This is a genomic window from Mesorhizobium sp. CNPSo 4661, from assembly GCF_057784215.1.
This window is the reverse complement of record NZ_JBWGIO010000081.1, coordinates 1-551: the sequence shown is the minus strand read 5'-3', so window position 1 is coordinate 551 and position 551 is coordinate 1. Positions and strand designations below refer to the sequence as shown.

Here is a 551-nt window from a genome sequence, read left to right as displayed (position 1 = left end):
TTGGGGCGGGACCAGATGAGGCTGTGTCCCTCGCCTTCCTCGTCGGCGAAGAGGTTGGCGTAGATCGGAGCGGTGAAGCTCGGATCGTCCAGCTTGAGGCCGAGATAGTCGCGGCCCTCGTTGGAGCGCTTCGACCAGGCGGCGCCGATTTCGGCCTTGCCGACCACCACGCGGTGGCTTGGAGCGTTCTCGCCGCTGGCCCGGGTATCGGGGACGATGCGCACGCCCTTGGCCTGGACGCTGAGAGTGACGATCTCGCCGGTGAACTCGTTCGCATTGGTCTTCTTGAAAGTGCCGATGGTAGCCATTTTCAGTCTCCGTTCTTCGTTTCCGAGCCCGCACCATGCGACCTCGATGGCGATCGTGGGGCCGGAGGCGACCGCCGCCGCATCGCTTGCGACCGCAGCAAAGCGGAGGATGGCGCAGGCGCGCGTTTCTTGGTTTCGCGAGGAATGGGCTTCGCCCAGGGGAAGAAACGCGCGACGCGCCATTGCGGCATAGGCGGTCGAGGCTTCAGCCGCCCTTCGGCCAGATCAGCCCGTTCGAGAGGT

General features: G+C 65.3%; 1 protein-coding gene. It reads right to left on the bottom strand.

The features are described 5' to 3' along the window. A partial coding sequence (locus tag AC0YKC_RS33995; RefSeq protein WP_488514245.1) for a DUF736 domain-containing protein occupies positions 1 to 308 on the bottom strand: 308 nt, incomplete at its 3' end. Positions 309 to 551: the final 243 nt, after the last annotated feature.